Annotated in this window: 23 protein-coding genes and 1 tRNA gene; 10 read left to right on the top strand and 14 right to left on the bottom strand. The window is 60.1% G+C overall.

Annotated features, from left to right (window positions below; genetic code table 11):
* The first annotated feature begins 79 nt into the window (after nt 1-79).
* Nucleotides 80-1126, top strand: coding sequence for a nucleotidyltransferase domain-containing protein (locus tag IV098_RS08180; RefSeq protein ID WP_296887940.1), 1047 nt, complete (start codon nt 80-82; stop codon nt 1124-1126).
* Between the two features lie 197 nt (nt 1127-1323).
* Here IV098_RS08180 and IV098_RS08175 read toward each other — a convergent pair whose 3' ends face one another.
* Nucleotides 1324-2706, bottom strand: a complete 1383-nt coding sequence (locus IV098_RS08175) for an undecaprenyl-phosphate glucose phosphotransferase (RefSeq protein ID WP_296887938.1) — start codon at nt 2704-2706, stop codon at nt 1324-1326.
* Nucleotides 2707-2964: 258 nt separating this feature from the next.
* Here IV098_RS08175 and IV098_RS08170 point away from each other — a divergent pair, with 258 nt between their 5' ends.
* The 5 genes from IV098_RS08170 (at nt 2965) to IV098_RS08150 (ending at nt 8397) form a co-directional block, all read left to right on the top strand.
* Entirely contained in the window at nt 2965-3189 is a 225-nt protein-coding gene (locus IV098_RS08170) for a PP0621 family protein (protein ID WP_296887936.1), read from the top strand.
* On the top strand, nt 3186-4766 hold the full coding sequence (locus tag IV098_RS08165) for an ATP-binding protein (RefSeq protein ID WP_296887934.1): 1581 nt from the start codon (nt 3186-3188) through the stop codon (nt 4764-4766). Before IV098_RS08170 ends, IV098_RS08165 begins: the two co-directional genes overlap by 4 nt.
* 3 nt (nt 4767-4769) lie before the next feature.
* Nucleotides 4770-6086, top strand: a complete 1317-nt coding sequence (locus IV098_RS08160) for a sigma-54 dependent transcriptional regulator (protein ID WP_296887929.1) — start codon at nt 4770-4772, stop codon at nt 6084-6086.
* Nucleotides 6087-6191: 105 nt separating this feature from the next.
* A complete protein-coding gene (locus IV098_RS08155) occupies nt 6192-7700 on the top strand; it encodes an LA2681 family HEPN domain-containing protein (protein ID WP_296887927.1) in 1509 nt (502 codons plus the stop codon).
* Nucleotides 7701-7722: 22 nt separating this feature from the next.
* Nucleotides 7723-8397 carry a hypothetical protein gene (locus tag IV098_RS08150; RefSeq protein ID WP_296887925.1) on the top strand — a complete coding sequence of 225 codons (675 nt, stop codon included), beginning with the start codon at nt 7723-7725 and terminating at the stop codon, nt 8395-8397.
* Nucleotides 8398-8512: 115 nt separating this feature from the next.
* Here IV098_RS08150 and IV098_RS08145 read toward each other — a convergent pair.
* The 6 genes from IV098_RS08145 to petA form a co-directional block, all read right to left on the bottom strand.
* Nucleotides 8513-8588: transfer RNA gene (locus tag IV098_RS08145), tRNA-Thr, on the bottom strand.
* A 42-nt stretch (nt 8589-8630) separates the two neighbouring features.
* A complete protein-coding gene (locus IV098_RS08140; protein ID WP_296887923.1) occupies nt 8631-9035 on the bottom strand; it encodes a ClpXP protease specificity-enhancing factor in 405 nt (134 codons plus the stop codon).
* 21 nt (nt 9036-9056) lie between these two features.
* Nucleotides 9057-9656 (bottom strand): glutathione S-transferase N-terminal domain-containing protein, encoded by a 600-nt coding sequence (locus IV098_RS08135; protein ID WP_296887921.1) that lies wholly within the window; start codon nt 9654-9656, stop codon nt 9057-9059.
* A gap of 95 nt (nt 9657-9751) precedes the next feature.
* A complete protein-coding gene (locus IV098_RS08130; RefSeq protein ID WP_296887919.1) occupies nt 9752-10477 on the bottom strand; it encodes a cytochrome c1 in 726 nt (241 codons plus the stop codon).
* A complete protein-coding gene (locus IV098_RS08125) occupies nt 10478-11713 on the bottom strand; it encodes a cytochrome bc complex cytochrome b subunit (RefSeq protein ID WP_296887917.1) in 1236 nt (411 codons plus the stop codon).
* A 4-nt stretch (nt 11714-11717) separates the two neighbouring features.
* Complete coding sequence (petA, locus tag IV098_RS08120; protein WP_296887916.1) at nt 11718-12323, bottom strand: ubiquinol-cytochrome c reductase iron-sulfur subunit; 606 nt, start codon at nt 12321-12323, stop codon at nt 11718-11720.
* A 155-nt stretch (nt 12324-12478) separates the two neighbouring features.
* Between petA and IV098_RS08115 the strand changes: the two genes are divergently transcribed.
* The 3 genes from IV098_RS08115 (at nt 12479) to IV098_RS08105 (ending at nt 15479) form a co-directional block, all read left to right on the top strand.
* A complete protein-coding gene (locus IV098_RS08115; protein WP_296887914.1) occupies nt 12479-13654 on the top strand; it encodes a Do family serine endopeptidase in 1176 nt (391 codons plus the stop codon).
* A gap of 239 nt (nt 13655-13893) precedes the next feature.
* Nucleotides 13894-14196, top strand: coding sequence for a c-type cytochrome (locus tag IV098_RS08110; protein ID WP_296887912.1), 303 nt, complete (start codon nt 13894-13896; stop codon nt 14194-14196).
* Nucleotides 14197-14216: 20 nt separating this feature from the next.
* Nucleotides 14217-15479 carry an FAD-dependent oxidoreductase gene (locus IV098_RS08105; protein ID WP_296887911.1) on the top strand — a complete coding sequence of 421 codons (1263 nt, stop codon included), beginning with the start codon at nt 14217-14219 and terminating at the stop codon, nt 15477-15479.
* Between the two features lie 78 nt (nt 15480-15557).
* On the opposite strand, the gene IV098_RS08100 is transcribed toward IV098_RS08105, so the two are convergent.
* The 5 genes from IV098_RS08100 to IV098_RS08080 all read right to left on the bottom strand — a co-directional run bounded on the left by IV098_RS08100 (nt 15558) and on the right by IV098_RS08080 (nt 19131).
* A complete protein-coding gene (locus IV098_RS08100) occupies nt 15558-15896 on the bottom strand; it encodes a zinc ribbon domain-containing protein YjdM (RefSeq protein ID WP_296887908.1) in 339 nt (112 codons plus the stop codon).
* Nucleotides 15897-16011: 115 nt separating this feature from the next.
* Entirely contained in the window at nt 16012-16851 is an 840-nt protein-coding gene (locus tag IV098_RS08095) for a hypothetical protein (protein ID WP_296887906.1), read from the bottom strand.
* Nucleotides 16852-16883: 32 nt separating this feature from the next.
* A complete protein-coding gene (locus IV098_RS08090; protein WP_296887904.1) occupies nt 16884-17390 on the bottom strand; it encodes a dihydrofolate reductase in 507 nt (168 codons plus the stop codon).
* Nucleotides 17391-17425: 35 nt separating this feature from the next.
* On the bottom strand, nt 17426-18220 hold the full coding sequence (locus IV098_RS08085) for a thymidylate synthase (protein ID WP_296887902.1): 795 nt from the start codon (nt 18218-18220) through the stop codon (nt 17426-17428).
* Nucleotides 18217-19131, bottom strand: a complete 915-nt coding sequence (locus IV098_RS08080) for a hypothetical protein (protein WP_296887900.1) — start codon at nt 19129-19131, stop codon at nt 18217-18219. Before IV098_RS08080 ends, IV098_RS08085 begins: the two co-directional genes overlap by 4 nt.
* A gap of 41 nt (nt 19132-19172) precedes the next feature.
* Between IV098_RS08080 and soxA the strand changes: the two genes are divergently transcribed.
* Complete coding sequence (gene soxA, locus IV098_RS08075) at nt 19173-20426, top strand: sulfur oxidation c-type cytochrome SoxA (RefSeq protein WP_296887898.1); 1254 nt, start codon at nt 19173-19175, stop codon at nt 20424-20426.
* A 41-nt stretch (nt 20427-20467) separates the two neighbouring features.
* Here the strand turns inward: soxA and IV098_RS08070 are convergent, their stop codons facing one another.
* Both IV098_RS08070 and aat read right to left on the bottom strand, forming a co-directional pair.
* Nucleotides 20468-21193, bottom strand: coding sequence for an arginyltransferase (locus tag IV098_RS08070; RefSeq protein WP_296887895.1), 726 nt, complete (start codon nt 21191-21193; stop codon nt 20468-20470).
* On the bottom strand, nt 21180-21887 hold the full coding sequence (gene aat / locus IV098_RS08065) for a leucyl/phenylalanyl-tRNA--protein transferase (protein WP_296887893.1): 708 nt from the start codon (nt 21885-21887) through the stop codon (nt 21180-21182). Before aat ends, IV098_RS08070 begins: the two co-directional genes overlap by 14 nt.
* Nucleotides 21888-21902: the final 15 nt, after the last annotated feature.

Below are 21902 nucleotides of genomic sequence, written 5' to 3'. Positions count from 1 at the left end.
TGTCACGCCTGACTGATTCAGCTTGCTCTGTAACCCGCGCTGGTTATACTCCTCAAAACAAATTCAAGAGTATAACCAGATGCCCTACTTCGATGAACTTCCACTCTCAGCCCAGACTGCTTATGCCCAGCTTCTCGATTCGGCGCTATCGGTCGACCATCTCCGCTCGATTGCAGACCTTCCGGGCTCATTTGCGCAAAAGACCGTCAAGGGGACGTCTTATTGGTATTACCAATACTACGAGCCCTCGGGGAAACGTGCCCAGGTGTTCATCGGTCCGGACAACGAAGCGGTCCATCGGCTGATGGCACGCCGCACCCAGCCGGCCGCAAAAGAATCGCTGATACCGCTGGCAAGATCAGCCTTGGCGCTAGGGTGCGCGCCTGTGATTTCACGCCAATTAAAGGTGATCGGCCGGTTGGCTGACTATGGGTTCTTTCGCGCGGGTGGTGTGCTTGTCGGAACCCATGCGTTTCTGGCATACGGAAACATGCTGGGGCTGCGTTGGGGAGATTCGTCACGCACCCAGGATATTGACTTCGCACATTCAGGAAAAAGCGTGTCTCTTGCGCTTCCGGCCACCGTCAAGGTGGAAATGCACAGCGCAATTGAGTCGCTGGAAATGGGGTTTCTGCCAGTGGCCGGACTTTCCGGAAAGTCCGGCGCAACATACCTGAACCCGAAAGAGCCGGAATTCAGGCTGGATTTCCTGACGGTTCCCCACCGAAAGGGCGAGGAGATATATGTACACCCCCAGCTTAATGTCCCGCTCCAGCCACTCAAGTTCATGGAGTTCTCACTGGAAAACATCCAGCAGACCGTCTTGTTCGACGCCGGAAACGCTGTGTTGGTCAGCGTGCCCCATCCCGCCCGCTACGCACTGCATAAGTTGATCGTATACGGAGAGCGGGAAGGTGCCTTTGCCGCCAAGAGCACCAAGGATTTGCGGCAGGCGGCCTCGCTACTCGCATATCATCGAGAGCACCGGCCGTGGGAAATCGACGATGCATGGGCAGATCTCGTGTCCCGCGGAAAAGGCTGGCAGCGTCGTGCCGGGCAGGGCGTGGCAGCCCTGGACAAGTTCTATCCGGATATTGAAGCGGGAAGGTGGCTAACAACAAACTGAATGGAACCGCGCCGCATTTGCCAAACGCGCCAAGAGCATTGCGGACCAGGGCTTGAGGCAATGTTCGTTGTGTGCCAGGGCACGCACGGGCTATCGACGCTCATACGGCCGTGCAACGAACCGGGGTTATCCGCCAGTGGCGCTTATCTCAATTCAGCAGCTTATAGAAAGCGTTGCGCTTTATTCATTCGGCGCTGTCAATACGCGTTCTGATCCCGCCACACAACAGCCAGGGTCTTGCCAATAATCATGAGATCGAACACGAGCGACCAGTTGCGCATGTAGTCGATGTCGTATTGCACGCGGGCGCGCATTTTGTCGAGGGTTTCGGTTTCGCCGCGCAGGCCGTTGACTTGCGCCCAGCCGGTAATGCCGGGCTTGACCTTGTGGCGCAGCATGTAGCCTTTGATCAGTTTGCGGTATTGCTCGTTGTGGGAGACGGCATGGGGTCGCGGGCCGACGACGCTCATGCGGCCTTGCAGCACGTTGATGAACTGCGGCAGTTCGTCGAGCGAGGTGCGACGGATGAAGCTGCCGAAACGGGTGATGCGCGGGTCTTCGCGGCCGGCCTGCTGGATGACCTCGCCTTCCACATGCGGGCGCATGGAGCGGAATTTGTAGATGAGGATTTCGTGGCCGTCGAGGCCGTAGCGGCGCTGCTTGAAGATGATGGGGCCGGGCGAGGACAGTTTGACGCCCACGGCCAGAATGATCAGCAGCGGCCAGATCAGCAGCAGGATGAGGCTGGCGATGACCAGGTCGCTGAGGCGCTTGCCGATGCCGCTGACGCCGAGGGTGGGGGTTTCGGTGAGCGCGACGACGGGCATGCCGTGGATGTGGTCGACCCGCGCCTGGATCAGGTCGGAGACGAAGATGTCCGGCACGAAATAAACCGAGGTGGTGGTGTCGCGCAGGGCGTCGAGCAGGCCCAGGGTGCGCGGCTGGGCGGCCATGGGCAGGGTGATGTAGACGAGGTCGATGCCGTTGCGGTTGACGTACTCGGGGATGGCGACGAGTTTGCCGAGCAGCTTGGCGGGGTCGGTCAGCTCGGTGCGGTCGATGGTGCGGTCGTCGAAGAAGCCGACCACATCCACACCCAGCGCGCTGTCGTCGACAAAGCGGCCGCGCAGTTCGGTGCCCAGGTTGCCTGCCCCGACGATGATGGCGCGGCGGCGGCCGCCTTCGAGCAGCAGCAGGCGCGGCAACAGCTTGCGGGTGATGCGGTGCGCGACGTACATGGCGATGGGGGTGGCCAGCATCCACGCCATCACCAGGTTGGGCGGGAAGAAATCGAGATACCCGGTGGAATAGCCGAACAGCAGGATCAGCCCCGACAGGAAGAACCAGGGCATGACGGACTCATTCCAGAAGGCGCGCAGGGTTACCTCGGGCCATTTGCCCGGAAAGGTCAGGGTAAAGACGATGAGCGCCAGAATCGGATACGGCCCTTTGAAAGGCTCGTCGAAATACAGCGCACACGCAATGAGCACCAGCACGGCCACAAAGGGGTCGAGCAGGATCTTGGTCAGGGAAACAACGGAAAGTTGCTGCCTGAACAGCCACTGGTTGTGGTTTGTCATGACGCGATGTGTATCGTAAACAATGCAGTTGTCCTGAACGGCCCTTAAAAAGGCACTTGGTCTGTTCTTCCTCCGCCACGGGCCGATAGGCTGTGGGCTGGACACATTATCCCGCAAAACTAGCACATTCAGACTACCGGACCTTTAATCGCCGCGCTGCCCAGCAAAACCGCCCCCCAGGCACGCTGCCATGCGGTGCATGCATGGCAGCCCCGCGAGCCGCCATGCTATGCTGAGCGCCATTTTGGAGGGTATGGCGTGATCAAAATCCTGCTGTTGATTGCGATTGGTTTTGTGGTGTGGGCGCTGTTTCGCAGTTACCTGCGCTCGCTCAACAAGCCGCCGGTAGCGAGCCGCGACTCGGTGGTCGAGGACATGGTGAAATGCGCGCATTGCGGGGTCAATCTGCCCCGCAGCGAGGCTATATATAGTAGCGGTGAGTTGTATTGTTCGCCCGAGCATCAGAAACTCGGCAAGAAATGAACGCTGCGACTGCGGCCCGGCCGCGTCTGGCTACTCAGGGCTATTTCGCGTCGCACTGGCGCAGTCTCGACTACTTCAATCTGTATCGCCTGACGCTGACAATGGCGCTGGTGTTCACCGGCGTGCTGTTCGGGGCGTCGGAAATGTTCACCGAAGGTGCGGGCGAACGCTTCCAGGCCTATGCCTTTGCCTATTTAGTCGTCGCCGCCCTGTTTGTGCTGGGCATCCGCGCGCGCTGGCCGGGATTTCAGGTGCAGCTCACGACGCACATCGTCGCCGACATCATTTTCACTGTGCTGCTGATGGGCACCAGCCAGCGACTGGCGGACGGCATGGGCTTGCTGCTGGTAGTGTCGATCGCGTCGGGCGGGCTGGTCGGCAGCGGCCGCCTCACCTTGCTCTACGCTTCCATCGCGTCGATTGCCCTGCTGCTGCAGCACAGCCTCAGTATTCTGGGCTACAGCCCGACTAACAGTTCCTATTTTCAGGTCGGCCTGCTCTGCACCGGCTATTTCGCCATCGGCTGGCTGGCGCACACGCTGACGCAACGCGCCTTGCGCTCGGAAACGCTGGCGCAGCAGCAAGCCGAAGAACTGGCGCTGCTGAATCGCATCAACGCGCTGGCAATCGAGAATTCGCCCGACGGCCTGCTGGCTGTCAGCGGCGACGGCATCGTGCGCCATGCCAGCCCGCGTGCGCTGGCGCTGCTGGGGGTGACGACGCCGGTGGTGCCGGGCCGCACCCGTCTCGAAGCCTGCTCGCCCGAACTGGCGCGCCTGGCACGCCAACTCTCGCCCGACGCCACCCCCACCCTGAATGCACCGAACGGCCCCCTGCGGGTGCGCTGCATCCCGCTGGCCACGGCGGACGGCAGCCGGGTGCTGGTGCTGGAAGACCAAAGCCTGGCGGCGCAGGCGGCACAGCGCCTCAAGCTGGCCGCGCTGGGACGGCTGACCGCCAACATCGCGCACGAAATCCGCAATCCGCTGTCGGCCATCAGCCATGCGGCCCAGCTGCTGAGTGAGGACACCCACGATCCCACCCAGGTCAAACTCACCGGCATCATCGAAAACAACGCACGGCGGCTCGACCGCCTGGTGGAAGAAGTGCTGACGCTGAACCGGCGCGACCGGCTCAAGCCGACCAGCGTCAATCACGCCGCCCTGTCCGCGCTGATCGCCGAATTGCAGCAGGCCGAAGCCATCCCGGCCGACAGGATCAGCGTCAACCTGGACGAGCGCCTGCACTTTCAGTTCGACCCCGACCATCTGCGCCAGATCCTGTGGAACCTGCTGCGCAATGCCTGGCGCGTGTGCAGCAAGAATCCGGGCTGCATCCAGATTCGCCTGCATCAGCAGGCCGAACTGGCATTGCTCGAAATCCAGGACGATGGCACGGGCGTGCCGCCCGAACACCAGAGCAAACTGTTCGAACCCTTTTTCACGACCGACGCACAAGGAACCGGCCTGGGCCTGTTTCTCGCCCGCGAACTGGCCGAGGCCAACCATGCCGTGCTGGCCTACGTGCCGGGCGCCTGGGGGGCGCGTTTCCGCCTGAGTCTGTACGGGAGTACCTAAAATATGGCAAACAGCCCACGTATCCTGCTGGTGGATGACGAACCCGACCTGCTCGACCTGATGGAGCTCACGCTCGTCAAGATGGGGCTGGAAACCGATCGCGCGGCCAGCGTGGCCGAAGCGCGCGCGCAGCTGTCGCACAAGCATTACGACCTCTGCCTCACCGACATGCGGCTGCCCGACGGCGAAGGCCTCGAAGTGGTCGCGCTCGCCAGCGCCCTGGCCGCGCCGGTTCCGGTCGCCGTCATTACCGCCTACGGCAACGCCGGCAATGCGGTGGCCGCGCTGAAGGCAGGCGCGTTCGACTACCTGTCCAAACCGGTGGCGCTCGACCAGTTGCGCGCACTGATCAAATCCGCCATCAAGGTGCCCGGCAGCGCGCAGTCCGACGACCCTGCGCGCGGCCTGATCGGCCAGTCCGCCGCCATGCAGGACATCCGCGCGCGCATCGCCAAGCTGGCGCGCACGCAGGCGCCGGTCCACATCGCGGGCGAATCCGGCAGCGGCAAGGAACTCGCTGCGCGGCTGATCCACCGGCTCGGCAGCCGCGCCGACCAACCCTTCGTCGCGGTCAACTGCGGCGCGATTCCCGAAACCCTGATGGAAAGCGAGTTCTTCGGCTACCGCAAAGGCGCGTTCACCGGCGCCGAGGCCGACCGCAATGGTTTCTTCCAGGCCGCCGACGGCGGCACGCTGTTTCTCGACGAAGTGGCCGACCTGCCGCTGTCGATGCAGGTCAAACTGCTGCGCGTGCTGCAGGAAAAGAAAGTACGCAAGGTCGGCGCCACCGCCGAAGAAGCCATCGACGTGCGCATCGTCAGCGCCACCCACCAAAGTCTGGCCACGCTGGTGGAAGCCGGCCGCTTTCGCCAGGATTTGTACTACCGCCTCAACGTCATCGACCTGCTGATGCCCAGCCTGCGCGAGCGGGTCGAAGACATCCCGGAGATGGCGCGCTTTCTGCTCAACAAGCTGGGCGGGGTCGAGGTCAAACTCGACCGCGACGCCGAGAAGGCGCTCGCCGCCTACGCCTTCCCCGGCAACGTACGCGAACTGGAAAACACCCTGGAGCGCGCGCTGGCCCTGTGCGACAACCAGCACATCCAGGCCGCCGACCTCAACCTTGCTCCTACCCTGCCCGCGTCCAGCACAACGCCCGGCAGCAAATACCCCCTGCAGGATTACCTCGACCAAACCGAGCGCGCCGCCATCCTCGAAGCCCTGGAGCAAACGCGCTACAACAAAACCGCCGCCGCCCGCGTGCTCGGCGTCACCTTCCGCAGCCTGCGCTACCGGCTGGAGCGGCTGGGGATCGAATAGTAGTATGTGTTGTCGCGTCGGATCGCGCCATGGTGGTCTGCTGGCATTGTCGAGATTGATAGCTGACTGGACACCGGCTCACATATGAATTGGCCTCGTAGGTAAATGACTGACCCTCTACAAGAGCTTGCTCTAGCGATTGACGCCGCATGCGGTCGAAATGATGCTGCCTCTCTTCGTAGGGCGCTTGAAATCATCGCGCAATTCGACTACGAATCATTGACGCTTGAGGAGCAAGCCACACTGGATTTCTATGCGGCAAATGCTTACGCGGGACTACGCCGCACGCAGAAAGCTCACCAAGACTGGGCATGGGCTCAGCCACTGTTAGAAAATGAAATCCATCATCTCAGGCTAGCTCTAAACCGACTCGTCAGTGCCCCGAAAGGAAACATAGCGACAGACCTAAAATTTAGGGTAACAACAAACCTTGCGAACGCGCTAAACCATGCTGGCCGCTTTGTCGAAGCGATTGAACTCTGGGATCAGGCTATATCCGAGCATCCGAGTTTTTCGATGGCAATTGGAAACAGGGCGCTAGCCCTATACTGGTATGCGAGATACCTCAACGATGGCACCACACAAGACCTCTTTCTTAAAGAGAGTTATGTGTCATTTCGCTTGGCCGCATCCATTGGTGTCGAAGGCCACGCACAACCCCATATACAAGCCTGGGTGACGCATCTTGGCAACGCAGCCAATTGGGACACGGTGAATCCAAAAGTACCAAGATTCCGAAAGGGCACTTCGAAGGTTGAACGCCAATATCGAAACTGGTGTGTTCAAAATCGACTCGTCCTGAGCCCAGTCAATGACTTGTCGCGAGACTGGGTCAGCCTTCAAGACTCGCTCACTTTACCGGCGATCACATTTACTGCGCGAGAAGCAAGCGCTACGCTGCCGGAAGCGTACGCAATATTCAATCAGCTGAAGCAGGAATATGTCTCCGCGCGTTACCTTGTTTTCGAAGCAATTCAAGAGCAAAGCAAACCACTGCATTTTGCAGATCGAGGCGTAGTCTTATATGACGCCCTTGACTATCGCTACTATCGCCTTTGGATCGAAAAACTAAAGATGGCATTTTTGTCGGCGCACGCAATATTCGACAAGATTGCCTACCTCATCAACGATTATTGGAAGCTCGAATTAGGTGTGCGAGGTGTGAACTTCAATTTGATTTGGTACGCTGACACCTCAAAATCGAAAATCGCTGACAGATTTGCGTCTTCGGATAACTGGCCACTGCGTGGCCTATTTTGGTTGAGTAAGGACTTCTCCTACAAAACAAAGTCTGATCGCGCCGTCGTCGATCCAGAGGCCAAAATTCTGCACGAAATTCGGAATCACATAGCCCATAAATACCTTAGGGTTCATGACCATACGCTGTATGGAACCGCAGAAGCAAGAGCTCGACACGGGCACGACCAAAGCTTCCCGGTTAGCGATCTTGAGCTCAAGGAACAATCAATTAAATTGCTCAAATTGGTGAGAAGCGCATTAATTTACCTTTCGGCGGCCGTCACACATGAAGAAAACAGAAAACTTGAGAAGTTAGAGCCCGGACTTATCGGATCAATGCCAATCACCTCTGTCGGCGACAAATATCGCCTGTAACGAAGAGAGCTATTGAGCACGTATGATTGAGTTCAATTTCCAAGATGCCTGCCCTTCGTTGCCACTCTGTGACATTCATCCTATATCCGCCCGTGCCAAGAGTTGGCTTGCCAGAGCGGCAAAGCAAGACTTGTTAGACAAACCACATGTACAAATTGCGGGCGCGGTCAACATGCTTTCTGGGCTTGACTATCATCATCGCAAGTTCATGCTCCATGTCGAGCAATTGGCGCCCCTTTATACAAGAAGGAATGCGTTTCTGGAGCACGTTGCTGGCCTTCCAGGTGGCAGCACCAGCCACCCCATCTTCCCCACAGTGATAGAGAGAGACCATCTAGATGGTCTTGATCATGAAGCTGTAGCTTACATCGGCAGACTCGGCCAATTCTTTGCCTTTGCGAAAGCAATGCAGCTGGAATCCCTGTTGCCACGGGCTAAAGAATTGATAAGTTTTCGCCACAAACACACTGCCCACAGGTCAATTGACGCCCCCAAAAATGAACCGCTCGAATTGCAGGAAATGCACGCCATGGCATTCAATTTTCATCAGCTGAATAGCGGCCCAAACGACGGCTCATTCCCGTTATTCCAGCTCTATGACCAAGGACGTCACATTACATTTCACATGCGCAACGATCATCCAGTTCTCATGGACGAAGCCATGGCCTTATTTCAATCTTTGCATGCAGTCCTCTAGCATTTACAACAACGTGGGCTGATCCAAGCCCCAGAATGTTACGGAAACAAAAAACCCCGGAAGCCAGGCTTACCGGGGTTTGTGTCAGATAGTGCTACGTGTTGTTATTGAATATTGGTGCCGCTTGTCGGAATCGAACTGACGACCTACCGCTTACAAGGCGGTTGCTCTACCAACTGAGCTAAAGCGGCGACGGGCGACATTATAGCGATGCCGCACGCTTGATTGAGCGATTACTTGACGACTTTGAGCGTCGGCCTTCCCTTGGGCGGGGCCGGTGCTTCACCCGGCGCGGATGGTGGCGCCGGCTCCGGCGGCTCGGTCGCATCGACCGGCTCGAAATGCAGACCCTGACCGTTCTCGCGCGCGAAGATAGCGGCCACCCGTTCGACCGGGATCGAAATCTCGTGCGAGACGCCGCCAAAACGCGCGGAAAACTGGATCCAGTCGTTGTCCAGCATGAGGTTGCGGGTAGCGCCTGCGCTGATGTTCAGCACGATCTGGCCATCTTTGACGAAGCCCATCGGCACGCGGGTGTGCGCATCCACCGAAACCAGCAGCTGCGGGGTGTAACCCGAATCCGTGCACCATTCATACAGCGCGCGGATCAGGTAGGGCTTGGTTGAAAGCTCGGCCACCGTTGTTCCGGAAATGCGCGCTTACTTGCGCAAGGCCTTTTCGGTCGGCGTCAGCGCGTTGATGAACGCGGGACGGCTGAACAGGCGCTCGCGGTATTTGAGTACCGGCGCAGCGACCTTGGGCAGTTCGATGCCGTAATGCTCCAGGCGCCACAGCAAGGGCGCAATGGCGACGTCCAGCATCGAGAACTCGTCGTTCATCAGGTATTTCTGCTTGGTGAGGATGGGCGTGAGTTGCGACAGGCTGTCACGGATTTCCGTGCGCGCCTTGTCCGACGCCTTGCCGAGCGAATGCTGCAGGGTATTCACATGGGTGAACAGGTCGTGCTCGAAATTGAACAGCACCAGGCGGGCACGCGCGCGCATGACGGGATCAGGCGGCATCAGCTGCGGATGCGGGAAGCGCTCGTCGATGTATTCGTTGATGATGTTGGATTCCGTCAGGATCAGATCGCGCTCGACCAGAACCGGCGTCTTGCCGCTGGGGCTGATGCTGGCGATTTCTTCCGGCTTGTTGTGCATGTCGACATCGATGACTTCGAAATCCATGTCTTTTTCGAACAGGACAATACGGCAGCGGTGGCTGTAAGGACAGGTGCTGCCCGAATACAAGGTCATCATGGCGGGGGTTCCCTAATTGTGATGTTGCGTGTGTTTGATGCTTGAAACGTCAACAGCCGGACACAGTCCGGCTGTTGGCTAAAAACAAGTCAGGATCAGTGAATGTCTTTCCAGAACTCTTTCTTCAGGTAGTAAGCCACCACGAAGAAGATCGCCAGGAAGGCCAGCACGATCAGGCCCAGCTGTTTGCGCTGGAGCTGGCCGGGTTCGCCCATCCATACCAGATAGTTGACCAGATCGCCGACCTGGGCATCGTATTCGGCCAGCGTCACGCTACCGGGCTTGGCCAGTTCAAGACGCTCGATGACATCGTGCTCGCCATGTTTCTTGTGGACCGGCACCATTTCGCCTTGCAGGGTCCACAGCACATGCGGCATGCCGACCTTGTCGAACACCAGGTTGTTCCATCCGGTGGCGCGGCTGTCGTCGCGATAGAACGTGCGCAGATAGGTGTACAACCAGTCGGCGCCACGCGAACGGGCAACCACGCTGAGGTCGGGAGGCGCCGCACCGAACCAGGCCTTGGCCTCGCGCCTGGTCATGGCAACCTTCATGAGTTCGCCTGGCTTATCGGCAGCGAACAGCAGGTTGTCCTTGATCTGCTCTTCGGTCAGGCCAATGTCCTGCAGGCGCGAGTAGCGCATGGCGCTTGCACTGTGGCAGTTGAGACAGTAGTTGACGAACATGCGCGCGCCGCGTTGCAGGGAATCCTGATCAGCCAGGTTGACTGGCGCCTTGTCCAGGTGGACACCACCGGCCGATGCAAAAGCCAGGACGGGCGCTGCAGCCAGCAGCAAAAGAAAGTTCTTCAAGCGTTTCATTTAGCCAGTCACCCTTTCTGGTTCCGGTTTGGTTTTATCAATCGAGGTATACCAAGGCATCAGCAGGAAAAACAGGAAGTAAATCACTGAGAACACCTGGGCAAAAATCGTCGCCACCGGAGTGGACGGCAACAGGCCGAGATAGCCCAAGCCAACGAAGGAGATGATGAACAGTGCCAGTGCGACTTTGTAAATCGGGCCGCGATAGCGGATCGATTTGACCTTGCTGCGATCCAGCCACGGCAGGAAGAACATCAGCACGATCGACATGCCCATTGCCACCACGCCGGGGAACTGCGAACCGAACAGCGGCGGCACCGCACGCAGAATCGCGTAGAACGGGGTGAAGTACCACAACGGCGCGATGTGCTGTGGCGTCTGCAGCGGGTCGGCCGGAACGAAGTTGGCCGCTTCGAGGAAGTAGCCGCCCATTTCCGGGGCAAAGAACATGATCGCCGAGAACACCATGAGGAAGACGATCACGCCGACGATGTCCTTCACCGTGTAATACGGGTGGAAGGGAATGCCGTCGAGTGGAATGTGGGTGACCGGGTCCTTGTGTTTCTTGATTTCGACGCCGTCGGGGTTGTTGGAACCGACTTCGTGCAGCGCAACCAGATGCACCACCACCAGACCCAGCAGCACCAGCGGCAGGGCAATGACGTGGAAAGCGAAGAAGCGGTTCAGCGTCGCGTCGCCGATCACGTAGTCGCCGCGAATCCAGATCGACAGGTCTTCACCGATGAAGGGCACGGCAGCGAACAGGTTCACGATCACCTGGGCGCCCCAGTACGACATCTGGCCCCACGGCAGCAGGTAGCCCATGAAGGCTTCGGCCATCAGCGCCAGATAGATCATCACGCCGAAAATCCAGATCAGTTCGCGCGGCTTGCGGTAAGAGCCGTACATCAGGCCGCGGAACATGTGCAGATAGACCACGACGAAGAACATCGACGCGCCGGTGGAGTGCATGTAGCGAATCAGCCAGCCCCAGTCGACGTCGCGCATGATGTACTCGACGGACATGAATGCGAGATCCGCGTCCGGCTTGTAGTTCATGGTCAGGAAAATGCCGGTGACGATCTGCAGCACCAGCACCAGCAGCGCCAGCGAGCCGAAGAAGTACCAGAAGTTGAAATTCTTGGGTGCGTAGTACTCGGACAGGTGCGCCTTGTACGTGGAAGTGAGCGGGAATCGGTCGTCGATCCAACCCATCATTTTTTGCAGGGCAGACATTTATTTAGGCTCCTTTTGCGTCTTCGCCGATCAGCAGCTTGGCGTCGCCGATGTATTGATGAGGCGGAATCACCAGGTTGGTCGGGGCCGGCACGCCTTTGAACACGCGCGCGGCGAGGTCAAAACGCGAACCGTGGCAGGGGCAGAAGAAGCCGCCCGGCCAGTCTGCGCCCAGATCGGCCGCGCCGACTTCGGGGCGATACGTGGGGGAGCAACCCAGGTGGGTACAGATACCGACCGCCACCAGATATTCCGGCTTGATCGAGCGGGTGGCGTTGGTGCAATACTCGGGCTGTTGCGGCTGCTCGCTTTTCGGGTCAGCCAACTGGCCATCGATCGTGGGCAGCTTGGCGAGCATTTCCTTGGTGCGGTTGACCACCCACACCGGCTTGCCGCGCCATTCGACCGTCAGCATCATGCCCGGCTCGACCTTGCTGATATCCACCTCGACCGGCGCGCCTGCTGCCTTTGCGCGCTGGCTCGGCTGCATGCTCATCACCAGGGGAATGGCGACTGCGGCCGCTGCAACACCGCCGACTGCGCTGGTCGCGGCAATCAGAAATTTGCGTTTACTTGGGTTCATTTTTTGTCCATCGACTTCCTGGCTCATGATTACCTGACCTGAACGTGTTGCGATAAAGCCAGCATTCTAACCAATTTGCCGCCCTCACCGGAAGCCTGTTATGGGTATTGAAGAGGGCGCGCTTCGCCCACAGCTATAATCGCCATGTGGCAATTTACGCCAAGTCACTGAATTTACTGAATATGCGCAAAATCTGGTTGCTCTTCGCCCAATCCGCCACCGTGGCGCTGGGCGTGCTGTTCGTCGTCACCCTGTTCAAACCCGATTTGCTGAACAAGCAGCCTGAACCGCAGGGCCTGACCATCCAGCAAGCCCAGCATGCGAGCAGCCCGCACGAGCCGAGCGAATCGTTCGCGACGGCGGCGCAAAAAGTCATTCCGGCGGTGGTGAACATCTTTACCCAGCAAACCATCCGCAGCCCGGCGCACCCTTCCCAGCAGGATCCGGTGTTTCGCTATTTCTTCGGCGACCGTTCGGATGCGCGTCCGCGCCAGGCCTCCAACCTGGGCTCGGGCGTGATCGTCAGTGCGAACGGCTACATTCTCACCAATCACCACGTGGTCGAGGCCGCCGACGAGATCCAGGTCGCCCTGGCGGATGGCCAGACCCTGCCTGCCCGCGTGGTGGGCACCGATCCGGACACCGATCTCGCCGTGCTGAAAATCGATGCCGACAAACTGCCCGCCATCACCTTCGCCCAGGCCGACAGCCTCAAGGTCGGCGACTGGGTGCTGGCGGTGGGCAACCCGTTCGGCGTCGGCCAGACCGTCACTGCGGGCATCGTCAGCGCGCTCGGCCGCACCCATCTCGGCATCAACACTTTCGAAAACTTCATCCAGACCGACGCTGCCATCAACCCGGGCAACTCAGGCGGCGCGCTGGTGGATGCGAACGGCAATCTGGTCGGGGTCAACAGCGCGATCTATTCGCGCACCGGCGGCTCGCAGGGCATCGGCTTCGCCATCCCGGTCAGCATCGCGCGCCAGGTGATGGAACAGATCATCCAGTCCGGCGGCGTCACGCGCGGCTGGGTCGGCGTCGAGGTGCAGGACCTGTCGCCCGAACTGGCTGAGTCGTTCAGTCTGAAAAATGCCGAAGGCGCGCTGATCGCGGGCGTTCTGAAAGGCGGCCCAGCCGATGCCGGCGGCATCCGCCCGGGCGACATCCTGCTGGCGGTCAACAGCAAGAAGGTGACCGACTCGGCAAGCCTGCTCAATCTGATCGCCGCGCTGCAACCGGGTACGCAGGCGCAGCTGACGGTGTCGCGCAAGCAGCAATCGCGCGTGCTGAACATCCAGGTCGGGCGGCGTCCCGTGCAGCGCGCACTGGAATCGGCAGCGGAGCCCGAACTCGACTAGTTGTCGAGTTGCAATAGCGTGTTCCCGGCAACCCGGGAAGCGGGTGGTGTGTAGTCGGGAGCCGCGCGAGGCCTGCTGATACGGGCCGGATCGGCGTGCTTGCCGGGCGCGCTATATAAGCAAAGTCTTGTTGAATATCGGGCCCTCTGCGCCAGCATGAGTAGCGCAGCTGAGTCTCCCAAACCGCCAACGGTTTCAAGATTTGCGCCCTTCTTTCATCCTCTTCCCTGGAGGTGCCCATGAACCAGACAACCACCCTGATCGGCGCCAGCCTCATCGGCCTCGCGCTGGCCGGTCCCATCAGCGCGGCCGACCGGCACACCGAAGTCATCGCGGCCACCTGCATGTCCTGCCACGGTCCCGGCGGAAAAAGCCTCGGCACCATTCCCAGCCTGGTCGACCTCAAGCAGGACGATTTCGTGAAGCGCCTCCAGGAATTCAAATCCGGCAAACGCCTATCGTCCATCATGAAGCGCCACGCGGCCGGCTATACCGACGCTGAAACCGAAGCCCTGGCCGCCTACTTCGCCAGCCTGCAGTAAACCGACGGAGGAAATCCATCATGAGCCTGAATCGTCGCGATTTTCTGAAACTGTCCGGCGCCGGCGCCGCGCTTGCCTTCACCGGATGCGCCAGCCAGTACGGCGCAGCGGCCCGCGGCCATGTCATCGTAGTCGGGGCCGGATTCGGCGGCGCCACCTGCGCCAAATACCTGCGCCAGTGGGGCCCCAACCTCGACGTCACCCTGATCGAGCCGAACGACAGCTTCGTCTCCTGCCCTTTTTCCAACTGGGTGCTGGGTGGCCTGCGCAGCATGGACGACATCACCCACAGCTATGACAAGCTGCCGAAACGCGGCATCCGCATGCTGAAGGACAGCGTCGTCGCCATCGATGCCGACAAGCGCATCGTCAGAACGCAGGGCGGCGCCAGTATCGGCTACGACCGCCTGGTGCTCGCCCCCGGCATCGAAATCCTCACCGACAGCGTCAAAGGCTTCCAGGAAGCCGAAGCTGCCGGCAAGGTCGTGCATGCCTGGAAGGCCGGCCCGCAGACCGCGCTGCTACGCAAACAATTGCAAGCCATGCCGGATGGCGGCACCTTCGTGATGTCAGTACCGGCCGCGCCCTACCGCTGCCCGCCCGGCCCCTACGAGCGCGCCTGCATGGTGGCCTACTACTTCAAGCAGGCCAAGCCCAAGTCCAGGATCATCCTGCTTGACGGCAATCCCGACATCGCCTCCAAAAAGGCCCTGTTCCTATGGGCCTGGAACACCTTCTACCCGGGCATGATCGACTACCGCCCCAACAACGCCCCGCTCGCGGTGGACGGCAACAAGATGACCGTCTCCACCGAGTTCGACGACGTTCGCGGCGACGTGCTGAACGTGGTGCCGAAGCAGCGTGCCGGCACCGTCTGCGATCTCGTCGGCGCGCGCAACGACAGCAACAAGGCCTGGTGCACCGTCAACCTCGCCACCTTCGAATCGACCGCCGCGCCCAACGTCCATATCCTCGGCGACTCGGTGCAATCCAACCTGCCCAAGTCCGGCCACATGGCCACCAACCACGCCAAGGTATGCGCCGCCGCCATCGTCGACCTGCTGGCCGGACGCGCGCCCGACCCCATCCCGGTCGTCGCCAACACCTGCTACTCCGCCACCTCCGGCAGCACCGCTGGCCACGTCGCCAACGTCTACCGCTTCGAGGCCGGCAAAGGCTACGTCAGCCAGCCCGAAGGCGGCGCCACCAGCACGGGCGACGAGGCCAACTTCCACTACGCCGAATCGTGGTCGCAAAACATCTGGGCCGAAGTGCTGGGCTGATCGGGAAATGGCCGCAAACAAAAACGGGGCCGCGGCCCCGTTTTTGTTTGCGGCGTCATCTGCTGAAATCCGCGTGCCTTACACCTTCCGCACAAACTCCGATTTCAAGCCCATCTGGCCGATGCCGTCGATCTTGCAATCGATATCGTGATCGCCCTCGACGAGGCGAATGTTCTTGACCTTGGTGCCCACCTTGACCACCAGCGACGAACCCTTGACCTTCAGGTCCTTGATCACCGTCACCGTGTCGCCGTCCGCCAGCACGTTGCCGTTGGAGTCGCGCACCACCCGTGTGTCATCCGCAGCGGCTACCGCATCCTGCGGCCATTCATGGGCGCATTCCGGGCACACGTACATCGCGCCATCTTCGTAGGCATATTCCGAACCGCACTGCGGGCATTTAGGTGCGCCGCTCATGCTGCACCTCGTTGTACGGTTAAATCACTGTCTTTCACTTCCATTCCGTTTCCCTCTAGCTATTTGTTTTAAATACTTACTTAAAGCCCAAGCAAATCGTGGCCTGAGTTGCTCATCAAATTACGCTTTCCAAACGGATAGAAATGTTAACCAAACAAGCCACCGCACGTTTGCACATCGTCTCGTCGTACTGTCGCGCTCCAAATGATTGGGTACGCCATTCGCCGCTCATCATCTGAAATGCAGCAGGAAGGACATTGCGCAAAAATGTGTAGTCCTGCAGTGGGAGCTTTAGTAGCGCGGCAAGTGTCACTTCACGAACTACTTCCAGATACTCTGTGAGCGATTGAAAGGTTCGCGTATGTCGAGTTCCTGGAATTTTATTAACAATTGAGTCTACATCGCGCAAATTGCGATCCACCTTTGGAAAAAAGTTATCCAATTTAGTGAAAAGCATAGTCTTAGCAATCGCCGCTTCTGTTGCTGCCTTATAAAAATCTCCAGCCTCGATTGATCTTTCAGCTTCCTTTAGCCTTTTTTGAACACCAACATCAGAAACCAAATCGACCAAAGACAAGTCGTCGAAGTCTTGACTGAAGTGATTTTGAAAAGAGGTTCGTAGGAAATCTTCGACGTATGTCTGAAACTTTCCTGCTTCATCTGGCGCAGGAAGATTACCGTAGTGTTTAAAACCAACTCGCGCCTTGTTTAGTTCTATGAGTTTTGCAACATGCTCCAGCACAACACCGGTCTTTTGAACAGTTTCAAGGTTCCCCATAAATGGTGCCCCATCTTTAACCGATATATTTTTCTCTTTGACAAGGGCCCACACATACATTTCGACCGAATCTTGGAAGAGGGATATCGCTAGCCCGCTGGAGACGGAGTCGGAACGTTCGGCAAAAGCCACGCCCTCACCGAAAACTCTCTTACAGAGAAGTAGCTGTTTCACCATGTCTCATTGGCACTTCGAGGATGGCACAGGATTCAAACTACCTTCCGCTCGTACACCACAAAATCAAACCCCAAGGCATCGCCTTTTTCGCCGGTGTGCGACTCGCGGGAGACTTCCCTGAACACGCCGCGATCATAGTCGGGAAACCAGGCGTCGCCCTCGGATTCGATATCGACTTCGGTCAGATACAGCCGATCAGCCAGCGGGATGGCCTGAGCATAGAGGTCGGCGCCGCCGATGAAGAAAACTTCGTCGGCATCCGCGCACAGCGCGAGCGCGGCGGTGATGGAGGCGGCGACCAGGCAGCCGTCCTTGCAATAGTCCGGGTTGCGGGTGATGACGATGTTGGTGCGTCCCGGCAACGGGCGGCCGAGCGACTCGAAGGTTTTGCGGCCCATCAAAATCGGGTGGTTGAGGGTCAGCGCCTTGAAGTGGGCAAGGTCTTCCGGCAGCCGCCACGGCAGGCGGTTTTCGATGCCGATGACGCGGTTTTTGGCGAGCGCGGCAATGACGCTGACGCGGGGTTTGTTTGGGGTCATGTTTTCTCCACTCACTGCTTACCGTTCACCGCTCACTAAACAGCCACCGGCGCCTTGATCGCAGGGTGCGGGTCGTAGCCGCTGAGGGTGAAGTCCTCGAAGCGGAACGCGAAGATGTCTTTCACTTCAGGATTCAGCGTCATCGTCGGCAGCGGACGCGGCGCGCGGGAAAGCTGCTCGCGCGCCTGATCGAGATGGTTGGAGTACAGGTGCGCGTCGCCCAGGGTGTGAACGAAGTCGCCCGGCTCGAGGCCTGTCACCTGCGCCATCATCAGCGTCAGCAAGGCATAGCTGGCGATGTTGAACGGCACGCCGAGGAAGATGTCGGCGCTGCGCTGATACAACTGGCAACTCAGTTTGCCGTCGGCGACGTAGAACTGGAAGAAAGCGTGGCACGGCGCCAGCGCCATCTTGTCGAGATCGGCGACGTTCCACGCCGAGACGATGATGCGGCGCGAGTCGGGGTTGGTCTTGAGCGTCTTCACCACTTCGCTGATCTGGTCGATGGTGCCGCCGTCGGGCTTGGGCCAGCTGCGCCACTGGTGGCCGTAAACCGGGCCGAGGTTGCCGTTCTCGTCCGCCCATTCGTCCCAGATGCTGACGCCGTTTTCCTTCAGGTAGCGAATGTTGGTGTCGCCCTGCAAAAACCACAGCAGCTCGTGGAGGATGGAGCGCAGGTGGCATTTCTTGGTGGTGACGAGCGGGAAGCCTTCGGCGAGGTTGTAGCGCATCTGCCAGCCGAACACCGACAGGGTGCCGGTGCCGGTGCGGTCGTCTTTTCGGGTGCCGTGCTCGAGCACGTGGCGCATCAGGTCGAGGTAGGGTTTCATGGTTGGGCGGGGGCTGCTTGAACGGGTAGATTATCGCCCAGAACGCCTTCGTAATAGCCCGCGAGCTTGCTGGCGGGCGCCTGGCCATAGATATCCCAGAAGGCGATTTCAAAATCGGCATTGTCCTGCACTGCCAGCGCCAGCTGGCGAAAGCGCGCTTCATCCAGCGTTTTCAGCCAGCCGACCAGCAGCATGGACTGGCGGTAAAACTCGTAGACACTGAGATTGGACGAAGCGGCGCGGTGGCGCTTGCCGGGGGCATCACGCAAGTTCAGATTCACCCGCCGCCCGGCACGGATCGCTTCCTCTGTCTGCGCGTCGGTGACAAATTCGGCCCCGCCGCCATTCGCGGTCAGCGACGCCCAGCCTTCGTGAAACCACACGGGCAGGCTGCTGTTGTAATGGCCGATGCGCTGCCCCAGATGCAGATGCGCCAGTTCGTGCGTCAGCAGCGCGGACAAGCGGCGGCTTTCCTTGCCATCGAGATTGGGCGACAGGAAAAGACGGTTATCCGGCACCACAGCAGCGGACAGTTTAGGCGTCAGCACGTAGCGCTTGAAGCAGGCGTCGGTGCCGCACACATACACGCGCGGCGTGCTGGCAAACGCCAGGTAATGCGCGGCCTCGACCTGCGCCATGGCCTGCGGCAAAGCCTTGGCGACGCGCTCGCCATAGGCCTCGTAGCCGGGCTCGACCTGGATGCGCGAATCGGATGCGAGCGGCACGAACCCCTCGACCGGAAGCAGCGCTCGGGAATGGCTGACGGTCAGCGCGCAACCGGCCAGCATCATGCAAATCACAATCAGCAGCCCTGCCTGCATCCGCCATCCTGACGCGACGTTCGACTCGTTCATCTGCGCGCCGTCAACTATATTGACCAGGAGATCGCCCACACCCGCGGCATAACGCATCGGCTGGAGCGTCCCGCTTGATCACAAAGGGAGTCCTGAAAATGAAGTTTTCAACTGTCCGGTTCGCACGCATGTCATGGTTCGCCTTGTTGGGTGCGGGCGTGCTGGCGGCGCTCCCGCCTGCCGGAGCCGCCGCGCCGGTCCCGATGGATCTGACACAATCCGCCGCCGCCATGCCCTGGCTGCGTTACAGCAACTGGACGCGCGCAGACTGGAAAGACTACAACACGCTGACGCAAACCGCATCGCCCGCCTACGCGCCGCCGCCCACACTGACCGGCCCGCTTGCCGGCGACCCCACAAACGGCGAAAAGCTGTCTTTCGACCGCAACCGCGGCGGCAGTTGCGTGGCGTGTCACGTCATGGGCAAGACCACGCCCGCGCTGCCCGGCAGCGTCGGGCCCGATCTGTCCACCATCGGCCTCTGGGGGCGGTCTGACCAGTGGCTGTTCAACTATGTGTACGACCCGCGCAGCGTCAATCCACAATCCATGATGCCGCCGTGGGGCGCCCACCAACTCTTCAGCGTGCAGGAAATCCAGGACATCGTGGCCTTCCTGAAAACGCTCAAGGAACCCAGCACCTTCAAGGATGCGCTGGAGAATCCTGCCAGCCGCCCGATCCCGGTCGAGACACGCGACAACCTAGATCCCTTTACCAACGATGGCATGGCCGCCGTGGAACGCGGCGCACTGGTTTTTTCGCGCGCCGGCACCAGTGGAAAATCCTGTGGCCACTGCCATTTCACGCCAAAAAAGAATTTCAAGAACTGGGCCGCCGGCATGCCGCGCTACGAAGCGCGCCTGAACAAAGTCATCGGGGTAGAGGAGTTCATCGCGCGCCATGCGCGCAGCACCACCGGCGACGCTCTGCTGATGCAAAGCGCGGACAACATCGATCTGTCCATTTTTCTGCGCTATCTCGCCAACGGCACGCCGATCAAGGTGGACACACAATCGAAAGACTCGGTCGCGGCGATCCAACGCGGCAACGCCTTGATGACACGCAAAATCGGCCAGCTCAATTTCGCCTGCATGGACTGCCACAGCCTCGGCGCCAACAAGTGGATCCGCGGCCAGTACCTGACCGAAACCCAGGGCCAGTTCGCCCACTTCCCGACCTGGCGCACCAGCCGCGGCGAAATCTGGGATATCCGCAAACGCTTCCAGTGGTGCAACGTCGCCATCCGCGCCAACGAACTGCCGCCGGACGCGCCCGAATATGGCGACCTGGAAATTGCGCTGGCCGTCATCAACCAGGGACAAAAAATGAACGCGCCGGGCATCCGGCACTAAGCAGCGTTCGCCCGCTGCCGGAAACCCGCGCGGCAATCGGCTCATGCCTGCGTGATCAGCTGCCAGTGCCCGTCGAGCAGGCCTTCCAGCGGCGGGTACTGTTTCTTGTACGCCATCTTGCGGCTGGCCTCGATCCAGTAACCGAGATACAGGTAAGGCAGTTCCAGCCGTTTCGCCAGTTCGATCTGCCACAATACGCCGTACACGCCCAGACTGCCGGCTTCGCGCGCGGGATCGAAAAAGGTGTAGACCGCCGACAGGCCATCGTCGATCTGGTCGATCACCGCCAGCATCACCAGCGTGTCGCCATCGCGGAATTCCACCAGCACGCTGTCGACATTCGAAGACAACAAAAACTGCCGGTACTGGTCGGCGTCATCGCGATCCATGCCGCCGCCAACATGGCGCGCGGCCTGGTAACGCCGGTACAGCTCGAAATGTTCTTCGCGGTAATCGAGCGGCAGGAAGCGCGCGGCGAGATGGCGGTTGCGCTTTTCGCAGCGGCGCTGGCTGCGGTTGGGGACGAATTCGGCCACCCTCACCCGCGCCGGCACGCAAGCGCGGCAGGCCTCGCAATGCGGGCGATACGTGAACTGGCCGCTGCGGCGAAAACCGGCGCGAATCAGCGCGCTGTAGGCATCGGGATCGATCAGGTGGGTGGGGGTAGCGACCTGCGAACGCGAACGCTGACCCGGCAGGTAGCTGCAATCGTAAGGCGCAGTCAGGTAGAACTGGATGCGCTGGAACGGCGGTTCAGTCGGGTACATCGAAAGTCCAGGGGCCGGGTCGATGCGGCAATTTTACCAATTCCGCCAGCCGCGCCACGAACGCCGCGCGCGGCAGGGTGCGCGCGCCCATGCTGGACAAATGCGGCGTCTCCATCTGGCAATCGATCATGCCGAACTCCCACTGCTGCAACTGCTGCGCCAGCCGCACCAGCGCAATCTTTGATGCATCCGGCACGCGGCTGAACATCGACTCGCCGTAAAACATGCGGCCGATGGCCACGCCATACAGGCCGCCCACCAGCTGGCCGTCGTGCCAGATTTCCACCGAATGTGCATAGCCGGCGTCGAACAGTCGGCCGTATGCCGCCACCATCGCTTCCGAAATCCAGGTGCCGGCCGCGCCCTCACCCGGTTTAACCGGGCGTGGTGCGCCGCAGGCGCGCATCACGTCGGCGAATGCGCTGTCGACGCGCAGTTCGAAGCCGCCGTTGCGCATGCGCTTGGCCAGCGAGCGGGTGACGCGGATATCGGCCGGCAGCAACACCATGCGCGGATCGGGGCTCCACCACAGAATCGGCTCGCCGGGATTGAACCAGGGAAAGATGCCGTGGCAATAGGCGTCCAGCAGCCATTCCACCGACAGATCGCCGCCCTGCGCCAGCAAGCCGTTCGGCTCGGTCAGGGCGCTCTCGACCGGCGGGAAGACGCTGAAGTCCGCGTGACATTCGCTCATGCCCCCATGGTAGCG

Origin of the sequence: Thiobacillus sp., from assembly GCF_018780105.1 — a bacterium.
Lineage (GTDB): Bacteria > Pseudomonadota > Gammaproteobacteria > Burkholderiales > Thiobacillaceae > Thiobacillus.
This window is presented reverse-complemented; position numbering and strand designations above follow the sequence as displayed.